The 12229-nt window shown below is 73.2% G+C and carries 10 protein-coding genes and 12 pseudogenes; 17 read left to right on the forward strand and 5 right to left on the reverse strand.

The window, feature by feature from the left end; genetic code table 11:
* Position 1: 1 nt before the first annotated feature.
* From UK94_RS76375 to UK94_RS74760, 4 pseudogenes are all read right to left on the reverse strand, one after another.
* A pseudogene (locus UK94_RS76375) lies at positions 2 to 329 on the reverse strand (hypothetical protein); the annotation flags it as partial.
* Between the two features lie 75 nt (positions 330 to 404).
* Positions 405 to 707, reverse strand: a pseudogene (locus tag UK94_RS74755) (ring-cleaving dioxygenase); the annotation flags it as partial.
* Between the two features lies 1 nt (position 708).
* Positions 709 to 809: pseudogene (locus tag UK94_RS62645) on the reverse strand (ring-cleaving dioxygenase); the annotation flags it as partial.
* A gap of 1 nt (position 810) precedes the next feature.
* A pseudogene (locus tag UK94_RS74760) lies at positions 811 to 965 on the reverse strand (VOC family protein); the annotation flags it as partial.
* A gap of 569 nt (positions 966 to 1534) precedes the next feature.
* On the opposite strand from UK94_RS74760, the gene UK94_RS22890 reads away from it, so the two are divergent.
* From UK94_RS22890 to UK94_RS22935, 17 genes and pseudogenes are all read left to right on the forward strand, one after another.
* A complete protein-coding gene (locus UK94_RS22890; RefSeq protein WP_235489313.1) occupies positions 1535 to 2653 on the forward strand; it encodes a thiolase family protein in 1119 nt (372 codons plus the stop codon).
* Positions 2650 to 3261: an OB-fold domain-containing protein gene (locus UK94_RS22895; protein WP_011604549.1), complete on the forward strand. Its 612-nt coding sequence runs from the start codon at positions 2650 to 2652 to the stop codon at positions 3259 to 3261. The genes UK94_RS22890 and UK94_RS22895 overlap by 4 nt, the downstream gene beginning before the upstream one ends.
* Positions 3258 to 3452, forward strand: a pseudogene (locus UK94_RS62655) (ring-hydroxylating oxygenase subunit alpha); the annotation flags it as partial. The gene UK94_RS22895 and the pseudogene UK94_RS62655, both read left to right, overlap by 4 nt.
* Position 3453: 1 nt before the next feature.
* Positions 3454 to 4337, forward strand: a pseudogene (locus tag UK94_RS22900) (Rieske 2Fe-2S domain-containing protein); the annotation flags it as partial.
* Position 4338: 1 nt separating this feature from the next.
* Positions 4339 to 4565 (forward strand): annotated as a pseudogene (locus UK94_RS74765) (ring-hydroxylating oxygenase subunit alpha); the annotation flags it as partial.
* A 58-nt stretch (positions 4566 to 4623) separates the two neighbouring features.
* Positions 4624 to 4928 (forward strand): aromatic-ring-hydroxylating dioxygenase subunit beta (locus UK94_RS62660; RefSeq protein WP_313949574.1); only part of this gene is annotated, 305 nt, incomplete at its 3' end.
* Between the two features lies 1 nt (position 4929).
* Positions 4930 to 5148, forward strand: a pseudogene (locus UK94_RS62665) (aromatic-ring-hydroxylating dioxygenase subunit beta); the annotation flags it as partial.
* A gap of 168 nt (positions 5149 to 5316) precedes the next feature.
* Positions 5317 to 5456 (forward strand): AMP-binding protein (locus UK94_RS62670; protein ID WP_235489357.1); only part of this gene is annotated, 140 nt, incomplete at its 3' end.
* A gap of 1 nt (position 5457) precedes the next feature.
* Positions 5458 to 5893: class I adenylate-forming enzyme family protein (locus UK94_RS62675; protein ID WP_235489318.1), on the forward strand; the 436-nt coding region annotated here is incomplete at its 3' end.
* A 1-nt stretch (position 5894) separates the two neighbouring features.
* Positions 5895 to 6861: pseudogene (locus UK94_RS62680) on the forward strand (AMP-binding protein); the annotation flags it as partial.
* Positions 6862 to 6875: 14 nt separating this feature from the next.
* Positions 6876 to 7971 (forward strand): AMP-binding protein (locus UK94_RS22915; protein WP_268761568.1); only part of this gene is annotated, 1096 nt, incomplete at its 3' end.
* Positions 7972 to 8013: 42 nt separating this feature from the next.
* Positions 8014 to 8417, forward strand: a pseudogene (locus tag UK94_RS62690) (cyclohexanecarboxylate-CoA ligase); the annotation flags it as partial.
* 19 nt (positions 8418 to 8436) lie between these two features.
* The coding region (locus UK94_RS22920) for a cysteine hydrolase (protein ID WP_235489320.1) at positions 8437 to 9056 on the forward strand (620 nt) is incomplete at its 3' end.
* A 70-nt stretch (positions 9057 to 9126) separates the two neighbouring features.
* Complete coding sequence (locus tag UK94_RS22925) at positions 9127 to 9906, forward strand: enoyl-CoA hydratase/isomerase family protein (protein ID WP_055751462.1); 780 nt, start codon at positions 9127 to 9129, stop codon at positions 9904 to 9906.
* Positions 9907 to 9990: 84 nt separating this feature from the next.
* Entirely contained in the window at positions 9991 to 10188 is a 198-nt protein-coding gene (locus UK94_RS22930; RefSeq protein ID WP_011604543.1) for a ferredoxin, read from the forward strand.
* Between the two features lie 97 nt (positions 10189 to 10285).
* Positions 10286 to 10549, forward strand: a 264-nt coding sequence (locus UK94_RS62695; RefSeq protein ID WP_235489322.1) for an FAD-dependent monooxygenase, incomplete at its 3' end; no start/stop codon positions are given.
* Between the two features lies 1 nt (position 10550).
* Positions 10551 to 12004: pseudogene (locus UK94_RS22935) on the forward strand (bifunctional 3-(3-hydroxy-phenyl)propionate/3-hydroxycinnamic acid hydroxylase); the annotation flags it as partial.
* A gap of 22 nt (positions 12005 to 12026) precedes the next feature.
* On the opposite strand, the pseudogene UK94_RS62700 reads toward UK94_RS22935, so the two are convergent.
* Positions 12027 to 12229: pseudogene (locus UK94_RS62700) on the reverse strand (HNH endonuclease); the annotation flags it as partial.

Raw genomic sequence — 12229 nt, forward strand, 5'->3', positions numbered from 1 at the left:
NAGCGGAAATGCTTGCTCAGCGGGCCGATGGTCGGCGCGAAGGTCTCCCAGTGCCCCCCGGTGCCGTGCAGCATGAGCACGGCCGGGGCGTCGGGGGAACCGGCCTCGACGTAGCGGGTGGACACCCCGTCGATGTCGATCCAGTCCTGGCGGAACGGCACGTCCCGCAGGTACGTCCAGATGCTGCGGTACGGGACCTCGTCGGTCATGCGCTGCTCACGATCCTCGTTGGTCGGGTCGGGATGACTCGTCGGGCGCGGACGCCCCCTGGCGTGCGGGCGCGGCCAGAGCGGGCCGGCCGGTCGGCGGCGGGACGACCCCGCCGCCATGGGCCGGGCCGGTGGCGGGGTCGCGCGCGGCCTCGGCGTGGGCGGCCCTGGTGCGGGCGGCCCTGGTGCGGGCGGTCAGTCGTTCTCGGCGGCGCGCAGACGCTCCGCCACCGACGCGTTCCACGTCTCCACGGGCGACCAGGTCGCCGTCTCCTCGATGAGGGCCTGGGTCTTCTCCCGGATCACCTCGTCGGTGTCGGCCAGGTCCAGCGCCACCCGCCAGGGCTGGCTGACATACCACGGCGTCGGGGTGTAGAGCTCCAACCGGTTCCCTTCCGGGTCCAGGAAGTAGATGCTCCAACTGTTGCCGTGGTTACGACCCTCCATGCCGGTCGCGCCGAGTTCCAGGGCCTTGTCGTGGAACCAGCGCAGCGAGGTNAGGTCGTCGTCGGTGAGGCGGAAGGAGACCTGGCTGAGCAGCGCGATCTCACCCTCGGGGACCTTGCGGCCGGAGACGAGCACGAGCTGGTGGTGCTCGCCNACGCGGCGGCTGAGGAAGGTCAGCCGGCGGCCCAGAAAGTCGCCCTGGTCGATGACGAGCAGGCCGAGCAGCTCCGAGTAGAAGTTGACCATGCGGTCGACGTCGTTGACGTACAGACCGACGTGGGTGAGCTGGGCGGGCGGGGGAGCAGCCATGATCCATCCCTCGGGGTCGACGGGAACGCTTGTCCTCGGCGGGCAGGCAGGNTCCCGCAGCGGGGCCACGACCCGGTCCGGCGGACACCCAGGCCGAGGGCGGCGGGATCGAGCGTGAGTCCAGCACCGTTTCTGACAGTGAGTATNCCCTAGGGCCATGAACCGTCCCGCCTCCACCAGATCCCCCGGAGCGCGTCCGTCCGGCGCCGCCGTCACCGGCGGGCGGCCGGCCCGAGAGGGGCACCGGTGAGCCGGCCGCGCCGCGACGGCCTGGAGTCCGCCGAGCTGGCCAACGAGTTCGCCGCCGTGCGGGTTTCGGTGGACCGCCGCGGAAACTCGCCCCGTCTGCTGGTCGAGGACATCGAGACCGGCGAGTCGATCCTGCTGTCCCCGATCGAGCTGGCGAGCCTGTGCCTGGCCGCGCCCGAGGATCGCCTGGACTGGTTGCGGGTCGGCGCCTACCGGGACGAGCGCANCCCCGTGCGGCGCTCCGCGCTCGCGGGCCCGGGAGCCCAGAGCTGATGGCCCCGCCCCTGGAACCCGCGGTTGTCGGCCTCGGTCTGACAGCCATGTCGCTTTCTCCTGGCGGTGTGCCCGTCGATCTCGCCATCGAGGCCGTCGCGGGTGCGCTCGCCGACGCCGGGCTCACCGCCCGTGACGTCGACGGCCTGCTCGTCAACTCCAGCCAGGGGGTCCGCCCCGACCGGCTGGGCGTGGCGCTGGCCCGCCAGGGCGGCCTCGGCGACCTGCGCCTGCTCGAGCACGTGGAGATCAAGGGCGCCACCGCGGTCGCGATGATCCAGCGGGCGGTGCTCGCCATCCGGGCGGGCCTGGCCAGCACCGTGGTCTGCGTCTTCGCCGACGCGCCGCTGCGCGCGGGCGGCACGTCCGGGTCGACCTACGCCCACAGCGGCGGCAGCGACGGGGCGCGCGGGCTGGAGCGGGCCAGCGGCGTGCTCGGCTCGGTTCCCACCTACGCTCTGCTCGCCTCGCGCTACTTCGCGGTGTCCGGCGGCGACCCCGAGGACCTGTGCGCCGTGGCCGTGTCGACCCGTGCGTGGGCGCTGGGCAACCCCGACGCGGTGGTGCGCAAGCCGCTGGACGCCGAGGGCTACTTCGCCAGCCGCATGATCTCCACCCCGTTGCGCGTGCTCGACTGCGCCCGGCCGGTCAACGGCGCGGTCGCCCTCGTCGTCAGCGGCGAGGCCACGCCCGGCCCGGCCCCGCGCATCCACGTGCGCGGGATGGGCCAGGCCCACCCGATGCGCCGGCGGCGCGCCCCGGGCGAGTCCTGGTTCGGCGGCGGTCGGGCCGCCGTCGACGGCGCACTGGCCATGGCCGGGCTCACCCGCGCCGACCTCGACGTCGTCGAGCTCTACGACCCGTTCAGCGTGGTGACCCTGCTGCTGCTGGAGGAGTACGGCCTGGTCGAGCCCGGGCAGGCGGGCAAGGTGGTCCGCTCCGGCGCGACCGCCCCCGGCGGCGACCTGCCGGTCAACACCGGCGGCGGCCAGCTCTCCGGGTTCTACCTGCAGGGGATGACGCCGCTGGCCGAGGCCGTGGTGCAGCTGCGCGGCACCGGCGGGGCACGCCAGGTGCCCGGGGCGAGCACGGCCCTCGTCGGCGGCATCGGCGGCCGGGTCGACCACCACGCCTGCCTGATCCTCGACCTGGAGCCGTCCCGATGAGCCCGAACACCGACGCCGCCATCCCCGCCGCGCTCGCCGCGCCGGATGCGCCGGACGCGCCGGACGCCGAGGACTGGCTGGTCGACGCGGCGCTGGCGCCGCTGGCCGACGGGTCGCTCGCGCCGCTCTACGCCGGCGCCGCCGCGGGCGAACTGACGCTGCCGTTCTGCGCGGACTGCGGGCTGGCCCTCGAGCTGGAGCAGCGGGCCTGCGACGGCTGTGGTGCCACCGACATCCGCTGGCGCCCGGTCGAGCGCGCCGGCACCGTGCATGCGGTGACCCTCGTGCACCGGCGCGAGCCGGGCCTGGTCCGGGTCACCGAGCCCTACCCCGTCGTGGATGTCGAGCTCACCAGCGGGCATCGACTGATCATGACCACGCTCACCGCCACCGGGTCCGCGCCCGCGATCGGCCGGCCCGTCACCGTCGGCTTTCGGGTCGTCGGCGGGGTGGCGGTACCCGCCGCAGCCCTCAGTACCACCGCAGCCCTCAGTACCACCGAACCCTCCGCACCCACCGCACCCACCGACGCCGCCACCCCCGACTCGCCCAGGGCAACCGGCACCGCCCCCGCACCAGTTCCATCAGAGACGGAGGTCTCACAATGACCGAGTTGGACACGTCGGCGCAGGTCGGCAAGGTGGACGTCGCCGCGCTCGTCGAACCTGACCGCGTCCACGGTTCCGTCTACACCTCCCAGGAGGTGTACGACCAGGAGATGGACCGGATCTTCCGCAACGGCTGGGTGTTCGTCGCCCACGACAGCGAGGTCCCCGAGCCCGGCGACTACGTCACCCGCNGCATCGCCGGCGAGCCGTGGATCGTCGTGCGGGGCAAGGACGGCGAGGTCCGGGTCCTGGCCAACCGCTGCACGCACCGCGGTAATCGGCTGTGCAACGCCGACGCCGGCAACAGCTCGTCGTTCCGCTGCCCCTACCACGGCTGGACGTTCAGCAACGACGGCCACCTCACCGGCGTGCCGATGCGCGACGGCTACGGCTCGAGCTTCCACGCGGTGCGCGACGCGATGGGGCTCGCGCCGGCCTCGGCCGTCGACAGCTACGGCGGCTTCGTCTTCGCCTCACTGAACCCGCCGGCGATCACCCTGCGCGAGCACCTCGGCAACTCCACGGTCGCCCTCGACCGGCTGCTGGCGCTGTCCCCCACCGGCGAGCTGAACCTGCGCGCCGGCTGGATGAAGCACGACATGCGCTGCAACTGGAAGATGGTCATGGAGAACAACGTGGACGGCTACCACGCGCTGTTCACCCACGCCTCCGTGTACGACGCGGTGAAGCCGGCGAAGGTCTCCCACGTCCCGTCCAAGGTCGAGGTGTACGTCCGCGACCTCGGCAACGGCCACTCCGAGATCGACTACGCCAAGGAGTACACCCGCCTCGACGAGGAGTTCATCTGGTTCGGCCGGATCCGCCGCGAGAAGCTGCCGCAGTACGTGGCCGCCATGGAGGAGGCGCGCGGGCCGGCGGACACCCACCGGGCGTTCGTCGTCGGCCCCCCGCACACGCTGATCTTCCCGAACCTGTTCCTCGCCGAGATGAACATCATGACGGTGGAGCCGCTGGGTCCGGGCCGGGCGATCGCCTACACCACGCCCGCCCTCATCCCCGGCGCGGACGAGGTCAACGAGAAGACCCTGCGCCGCAGCGAGGGTGCCATGGGGCCGNCCGGGTTCCTCATCGCCGACGACGGCGAGATCGGCGCCCGCAACCAGCTCGGCCTCGCGGCGGGCTCGCCCGAGTGGGTCGTGCTGCGCCGCGGCGAGGAGTCCGACATCACCGACGAGACCGGCATCGTCAACCACGACAAGTCGGCGGAGACGCCGCAGCGCGGCTGGTGGAAGCACTGGTCGCAGGTGCTCACCGGGACCACCGCCGCCGCCCCCGACGCCTGAGCGGGGCGTCGACCGCCCCAGGCAGCCGTCCGTCATCGCAACAGGGAGCCCGCCCACCATGTCCGACCTCACCAGCATCGGTGCCGCTGCCGCGGCGCCCGCCGGCGCCGTGCCCGCCGCCGGTGTCGACCCCGCTCTGGCCTCCTTCATCTACACCGAGGCCCGCCTCGCCGACGAGGCGCGGTACTCGGAGTGGGAGGCGCTGTGGGACGACGACGCCAAGTACTGGGTGCCGATGCACCCCGACCACGACCCGAAGGTCAACGTCTCCTACATCTACGACAACCGCCGCCGGATCCGCAGCCGGGTCGCGCAGCTCAACTCCGGCAACCGGCACTCGCAGACCCCGCCGTCGGTGCTGCGNCGGCTGATCACGAACCTGGAGGTCGTCGCCCAGGACGCCGACACGACGACCGTGGCCGGCAACTTCGTGATCTACGAGTACCGGTTCGACCTGACCGTCTGGGCCGGCCGCTACGAGTACCGGATCCGGGCGCGGGGCGGGGACCTCAAGCTGGCCGCGAAGACCGTCCACCTGGTCAACGCCGGCGGCCCCGTCTCCACGATGTCCTTCCTGATCTGAGGCGGCCCGCCTTGATCTGGGGCGGCCCGCCCTGATCTGGGGCGGCCCGCCCTGATCTGAGGCGGCCCGTTCGATCCCGGGCCGCCCTTCCTGATCCGAATTCCGGCGCCCCCGGCCCGACCTCGCGTCGGCGCCGGTCGGCTCCGCCCGCCCGAGTTGCGAGGAACGATGCTGATCGGCGACATAGCCCGGCGCAATGCCCGCCGCTACCCCGACAAGGCCGCGGTGGTGTACGAGGACGAGGAGCTGTCCTGGCGGTCGCTGGACCAGCGCGCCAACCGCATCGCCACCTACCTGCTCGGGCGGGGNCTGGCCAAGGGCGACCGGGTCGCCGTCTGCGCGCGCAACACCCCGGAGTGGCCGGAGATCACCTACGGGCTCGCCAAGGCGGGCCTGGTGCTCGTGCCGATCAACATCCGGCTCTCCGGGCCGGAGGTCGACTACGTCCTGTCCGACAGCGGGGCCCGGGCGGCCATCGTGCACACCGACCACGTCGACGGGCCGGGGGCGCCGTTGGCCGCCCTCGACACCGTCATCGAGATCGGCGGGGACTCCGTCGGCGTGAACTACGCCAAGGCGCTCGCCGCCGGCCGCGACACCGACCCCACCCCGGCGGACCTCACCGACAGCGACATCCACCTGCTGCTCTACACCAGTGGGACGACCGGTCGTCCCAAGGCCGTGGTGCACGAGCACCGGACCCTGCTCGCCCAGGTGCTCGACACGACGATCTCCACCGAGTCCCNCCACGACGACGTGTTCCTGGCGACCACCCCGTTCTTCACCGCGGGTGGGATGATCCGGACGCTGTCGTGGCTGTACCTGGGCCAGACGATGGTCATCCATCCCCGCTTCGACCCCGTCGCCGTGCTGGAGACGATCGAGCGGTGGAAGGTCACGATGACCACGTTCATCCCCACCATGCTGATCCGCACGCTGCGCGAGCTCGACGCCCGGCCCGGCATCGACGTGTCCAGCCTGCGCCGGATCAGCTACGGCTCGGCGCCCGCCCCGCCCGGCCTCGCCGAGGAGGCCGCCCGCAAGCTCGGCTGCGACCTGCAGCAGCGCTACGGCTCCACCGAGGCCGGCGGGCAGGTCACGATCCTCACCCCCGAGGATCACCGGGCGATCTTCGCCGGGGACGACGCGCTGCGCAGCTCGTGCGGCAAGGAGACCCCGCACGCGAAGATTCGCATCGTCGGCGACGACGGCGCGGAGCTGCCCCGGGGCGAGGTCGGCGAGATCGTCGTCAGGGCCGACTCGGTCGCCCGCGGCTACTGGAACCGGCCCGAGGCCAACGCCGAGACCTTCCGGCCCGACGGACTGTGGACCGGTGACCTGGGCCGCCTCGACGAGCGCGGCTACCTGCACATCGCCGGCCGCAAGACCGACATGATCATCTCCGGTGGGTTCAACGTCTACCCGGCCGAGATCGAGCGGGTGCTCGGCGCGCACCCGAACGTCGACCTGGTGGCCGTCGTCGGCGTCCCGCACCCGGAGTGGGGCGAGACCCCGATCGCGGTCGTGGTGCCCAAGGGCGACATCACCACCGAGAACCTGGAGGAGCAGCTGCGCACGCTGTCCCGCGAGCAGCTCGCCGGCTACAAGCAGCCGCGCGGCTACGCGTTCCGCGCCCAGATGCCCCTCGGTCCGGCCGGCAAGATCCTCAAGCGGGAGCTACGGGCGGAACTCGCCGCGCCCGAATCCCCGTGAGCCCGGCGCCGGGAGTGGCGTCGCTCTGGGAGCTCGCCCGCACGCGGGCGGCGCTGACCCCCGACGCCCCGCTCGCGGTGGACGCGGGCGGGGATCGGGTCACGTTCGCGCAGTTCCGCGACCGGGCCGAGCGGCTCGCCGCGGGGCTCGCGGCGCGCGGCGTCGGCCGCGACGACGTCGTGTCCTGGCAGCTGCCGAACCGGATCTCGACGATGGTCCTCGCCGCGGCGCTCAGCCGGCTGGGCGCGGTCCAGAACCCGCTGGTGACGATGCTGCGCGAGCGCGAGGTCGGGTTCATCACCCGGCAGGCCGGCGCTCGGCTGCTCGTCGTCGCGGCGAGCTTCCGCGGGTTCGACCACCTCGCCATGGCCCGCGCCGTCGCCGCCGAGGTGCCCGGCCTCGACGTGGCCGACGCGGCCGAGCTGGCCGACGCCGACCCCGCCGGCCTCCCCCCTGATTCGCCAGACTCGGCCGACGGGTCCGGGCCGTTGGCGGCGGCGCCGGTGCGCTGGCTGCTCTACACCTCGGGCACCACCTCGGCCCCCAAGGGCGCCCGGCACACCGACCGGGCGCTGCTCGCCGCGTCCACCACGTTCAGCGACGCGCTGGCGGTCACGGCCGACGACCGGGTCGCGGTGCTGGCGCCGATCGCCCACATCGGCGGGCTTGCCCACCTGCTCACGGCGCTGCGCTGCGGCAGTTCGCTGGTGACCGCCGAGGTGTTCGACCCGGCGAGCACCCCGGACCTGCTCGCCGCCCACGGCGTGACGATCGTCGGGTCCGGGGTGCCGTTCATCCGGGCCTACCTGGCCCGCCAGGCCGCCGCCCCGCACGCGCGGCTGTTCCCGCGGGCGCGGGTGTTCCTCTGCGGCGGCTCCCCGCGTCCGGCGAGCCTGCATGCCGAAGTCCGCGACGCCCTCGGCGGGGTGGGCGTCGTCTCCGGCTACGGGATGACCGAATGCCCGTACGTCTGCTGGGGGCGGGCGGACGACGCCGACGCCGACCACGCGAGCACCGAGGGTCCGCCCGGCGAGGGCGCCGAGGTCGTCGTCGTACGCCCCGACGGATCGCGTGCCGACCCCGGGGAGTCCGGGGAGATCCGGGTCCGCGNCCCGCAGCTCATGCTCGGCTACGTCGACGCCGCCCTCGACNCCGACGCGTTCGACGCCGACGGCTTCTTCCGCACCGGCGACCTCGGTTTCGTCGACGAGCGGTCCTACCTCACCGTCACCGGCCGACTCAAGGAGGTGATCATCCGGAACATGGAGAACATCTCCGCCCGGGAGGTCGCCGAGCCGCTGGCCGCCCACCCCGCAGTCGCCGACGTGGCCGTGCTCGGCGTGCCGGATCCGGTGACGGGCGAACGGGTCTGCGCCGTGGTCGTGCCCGCGGACGCCGCCACGCCGCCGACGCTGTCCCAGCTCTGCGAGCACCTGCTCGCCGGCGGCCTGAACAAGCGCAAGCTCCCGGAGCGGCTCGAGATCGTCGAGGCGCTGCCGCGCAACGCGATGGGCAAGGTCGCCCTGCCCGACCTGCGCCGGCGCATCGGCGTCTGACCACCTAAGGACGATCAGCATGCTCATCATCGGCCGGCCGGCGCTGGTCATCAGCGAGTTCCAGCGCGGCATCGTGGATCCGGCGGTGAGCCGGCTGCCCGCGCTCGCCGAGCAGGCCGCGTCGCGGGACGTCGGCGCCCGCATCGGCGTGCTCGCGGAGGCGTTCCGCGCCGCCGGCCTGCCGGTGGTGCACGCCATCATCGAGCACCGGCCCGACCTGGTCGGCCTGCGCGCGAACTCGGCGCTGTCCGCGATGGCCATCAAGCGCCGGACGATGATCGCCGGCAGCGTGGACGTCGAGGTCCCCGAGCCCGCGACCCCGCGCGAGGGCGACCTGGTCAGCAGCCGCGCGACGGGGCTCACCGCCTTCTACGGCACCGACCTCGACGCGATGCTGCGGCTGACCGACACCCGCGTCCTGGTCGTCGCCGGCGTGTCGACGAACGTCGCGATCCCGGGGCTCGCGCTGGAGGCGGTCAACCGCGGCTACCACGTGGTGCTGCCCGAGGACGCCACCGCGGGCGCCTCCGCCGAGACCCACCGGTTCATGCTCGACAACTTCCTGGCCATGGTCACGAGGATCACCACCGTCGACGAGGTCGTGGCCGAGCTGAAGGCGGGCGCCGGCGCCGGGGACGCNNGCCCCTGATCCCTGACCCACTCCCCCACCGTCCAGCCCAGCCGGCTCGCCCACTCCCGAGGATCATTCATGCCGCTCAAGGACCTCACGACCGTCCTGTACGAGGTCGACGACCACGTCGCGACCATCACCCTCAACCGCCCCGAGCGACTCAACTCCTTCACGGAGACGATGACGCTGGAGATGGAGGCGGTCTGGCACGAGGTCCGCGACGACGACGACGTGCGCGTCGCCGTCCTGCGCGCCGCCGGCGAGCGCGCGTTCTGCACGGGGCTGGACATCCAGGAGGGCCCCTGGTGGAACGACCAGAACCAGTGGAACCAGGAGGACCCCGGGGTCCGCCTCGGCCCGCGCAAGCAGTTCGTCTGGAAGCCGGTGATCACCGCGGTGCACGGTATCGCCGCCGGCGGCGCCATGTACTTCCTCAACGAGTCGGACATCATCATCTGCTCCGAGGACGCCACCTTCTTCGACCCGCACGCCAACGGCGGTCTCGTCTCCGCGCTGGAGCCGCTCGGGATGCTCGCCCGCAACATCCCCCTGGGCGACGTGCTGCGCTGGGCGCTGCTGGGCAACGACGAGCGGATCACCGCCGAGACGGCACTGCGACTGGGTATCGTCACCGAGGTGGTATCCCGCGAGCAGCTCTGGCCGCGGGCCGCGGAACTCGCCGCCGAGATCGCCGCGCGCCGCCCGGAGGCCATCCAGGGCACCATCCGCGCCATCTGGGAGTCCCTGGACATGACCCCGTCGCTGGCCCAGCGGGCCGGGCTGTCTTACACCCAGCGCGGCAACCGCGGCGGCAGCCCCGTTCCGCAGAACGTGAAGCGCAAGCCCCGCTTCCGCTGACCGGCTCGACGCCCAGCCGACTCCCACCCCAGCCGACTCCCACCCCAGCCGACTCCCACCCCAGCCCACGAGGACGACCACCACATGCGTATCCACATGGAGCAGCAGGAGTGCTCCGGGCACGGCCAGTGCTACCTGGTGAACCCGGAGCTCTACCCGCTCGACGACGACGGCTTCACCGCGCTCAACGGCGACGTCGCCGTGCCCGCGGGCGCCGAGGACGACGCCCGCCGCGGCGTCGCCGCCTGCCCCCAGCAGGCCATCTCCGTCCTGGCCGACTAGCACCGTTGCAGTACCAGGGCCACGGCGGGCGGCAGGACAAGCACAGGACACACACCGCAGGACAGCGACCAAGCCGGGCGGGAACGAGGAGACGGTAATGATCAGCGAATCGGCCGATGTGGCGATCGTCGGCGCGGGACCGTGCGGGGTGACGCTCGCCAACCTGCTGGGCACCTACGGGGTCAGCACCGTCGTGCTCGACCGGGAGTCCGGGGTCATCGACTATCCGCGGGCCGTCGCCGTGGACGACGAGTCGTTAAGGACGTTCCAGACCGTCGGCCTGGTCCACGAGGTGCTCGCCGACTGCATCCAGAACGCCCCGATCCGCTACCACAACTCGCAGGGCAAGGTCCTCGCGCACNTGGGGCCGAGCGGGCAGCCGTTCGGCTGGCCGCGGCGCAACCTGTTCTTCCAGCCGCTGATGGAGGCGACGCTGCGCCGCGGGCTCGACCGCTTCCCCGGCGTGCGGCTGTACGCCGACACGGAGGTGACCGGGCTGGAGCGCACCGCCGACGGCGTGGTGCTCACCGGCACGCGTGGCGGTGAGGACGTCACCGTCACCGCCCGCTACCTCGTCGGCGCCGACGGCGGGCGCAGCTTCGTGCGCCGCAGCGTCGGCGTCGAGCTCGTCGGCGAAACGAACCCGTCGAAGTGGCTGGTGGTCGACGTCTCCGACGACCAGCTCGACGCGCCCTACTCGGCGGTGCACTGCGACCCGGTCCGCCCGTCGATGACGATCCCGCTGCCCTACGGGCACCGCCGCTTCGAGTTCAAGCTGCTGCCCGACGAGACCGACGAGCGGATGGTCACCGACGAGGTCGTCATGGGCCTGCTCGCCAAGCACTACCGGGACACGCCGATGCCGCGGATCTCCCGGCGGCGGATCTACTGGCACCACTCCCGCATCGCCACGACCTTCCGGGTCGGCCCCGTGTTCCTCGCCGGCGACGCCGCCCACCTGCAGCCGCCGTTCTTCGGCCAGGGGATGAACTCCGGGATCCGGGACGCGACGAACCTCGGCTGGAAGCTCGCCGCGGTCCTCGCCGGCCGCGCCGACGAACGCCTCCTCGACAGCTACGACGCCGAGCGGCGCGCCCACGCCGAGACCATGGTCTCCTTCGCCACCCGGGTCGGCGCGATGTACGAGCCGCGCAACCGGCTCACCGAGCGGGTCCGCGACGCGTTCTTCGTCGGCGTCCAGCGCATCCCGGGGGCGCGGGACTACATCCTGCAGATGAAGTACAAGCCACTGCCCCGCTACACCGAGGGCGCGGTCCTGGCTCCGGCCGCCCCGGACAAGGGCTCCCCGGTGGGCCGGATGTTCGGCCAGCCGTCGGTGGAGACCGCCGACCGGCTGCGGATGAAGCTCGACGACGTCGTCGGGCCGTCGTTCGCCGTCATCGGCCTCGGGCGCGACCCGGCCGCGGCGCTGTCCGCGGAGGGTCTGGCGTTCTGGCAGGCGCTGGGCGCGCTGACCATCCGGGTCGACCCGGCCCGCACCGCGCGGCGCGGCGCGGCCGCGGAGGACAGCGCCGCCACCGCGACGGCGACCGCCGCCACCGCGAACGCCGAGCCGGCGACCGGATCGCTGCTGGTGCGCGACATCGACGGTGCCTTCCGCGACCTGCGCCTGGGCCGCCCTGCCGACGAGATCATCATCCTGCGCCCAGACCGGTACGTGCTGGCGGTCTGCCCGGCCGCGGAGCTGGAGGCCACGACGCGGCGGCTGCGTTCTCTGCTGGGAGTGCCGCCCGCCGCTGCCCTCGGCGACGCCCCGGGCCCGCTCTCCCCACCCACGGCCAGCCCGCGTTCCTGACCCTGACGCCTTCCGGCCGCGGTCACCTCCCCACGAGGCGACCGCGGCGGAGGCGTCCTCCGTCGCGGGTGTGGATCGCGGTGGGGTCGACGTGGCGGGTCGCGCGGGCGAGGATCCCCGCCGGCTCGGACCCGGGCAGGACCGGTGGTGCTGCGACGAGGACGCGGCCGTCGACGGTCCGCGCGGTGACGGTCCCGTCCGCGTCGCGGCCGAGGCTGATGTCGT

Origin of the sequence: Frankia sp. AvcI1 (genome assembly GCF_001420875.1) — a bacterium.
GTDB classification, from domain to species: Bacteria; Actinomycetota; Actinomycetes; order Frankiales; family Frankiaceae; genus Frankia; species Frankia alni.